The 848-nt window shown below is 77.1% G+C and carries 1 protein-coding gene; it reads left to right on the top strand.

Annotated elements, in window-relative coordinates:
- Positions 1–308 precede the first annotated feature (308 nt).
- Positions 309–848: glycosyltransferase (locus tag G3I53_RS21735; RefSeq protein ID WP_164438684.1), on the top strand; the 540-nt coding region annotated here is incomplete at its 3' end.

The raw sequence follows: 848 nt of genomic DNA, 5'->3' as shown, positions 1-848 counted from the left end.
GTCCGGGCGGGCCGGGCTGTCCGCCCGTGCCGCCGCCCTGGTCGCCCTCGCGGCGTGCGGCGACCGGGTGAGCGCGGTGGCGCGCCGCCCGCTGCGCGCACCCCGCCGGAACCTCACCCTCCTTCACTCGTACGGGTGAAGGAGGCGTCCGCCGTGTCCCGGGCGGCCCCGGCCGGCCGGTCCGGAACGCCCGTACGCCCTGGCATCCTTGACGGAGTACGCGAAGGAAACCGCGCGGTCCACCCCCTCCGCGTGATCCTTCTGTACGTTCTTCGTGACCGCCCGACCCGAACCAGGAGCCCGGCCACGTGACCGCCGCGAGCAGCAACTCACCGCACGGCCAGTCGCCGCTGCGCACCGTGCAGGTGCTGGGCGGGGGCAACGCCACCAGCAGCACCCACGTGCGGTCGCTGGCGGCGGGGCTCGTCGCACGGGGCGTGCGGGTCACGGTGTGCGCCCCCTTCGAGGCGGAACGCACCTACGACTTCAGCGGCACCGGGGCCGCCCACGTGCACGTGCCCCGCAGCAGCGACCCGGGCTCGGTCGCCGCGCTGCGGTGGGTCTGCACGCACGCCGACCTGGTCCACGCACACGGGCTGCACGCCTCCTTCCGCGCCGCGCTCGCCCTCAGCGGCAGGCGCACCCCCCTCGTCGTCACCTGGCACGACCGGGCGCACACGGACGGGCCGCGCGCCCACTTCCTGCGGCTGCTGGAACGCCGGGTCGCCAAGGCGGCCACCGTGGTGTTCGGGACGACGTCCGCTCTGGTGGACCGGGCCCGGCGCACCGGCGCGCGCGACGCCCGGCTCGCCGCCGTCGCGCTGCCCGCCCCGCGCCCTGCCTCCGAC

The sequence above is a fragment of the Streptomyces sp. SID14436 genome, from assembly GCF_010548465.1.
Classification (GTDB): Bacteria; Actinomycetota; Actinomycetes; order Streptomycetales; family Streptomycetaceae; genus Streptomyces.
Note: the sequence above shows the minus strand (reverse complement) of the source record. Positions and strands in the feature narration are given on the sequence as shown.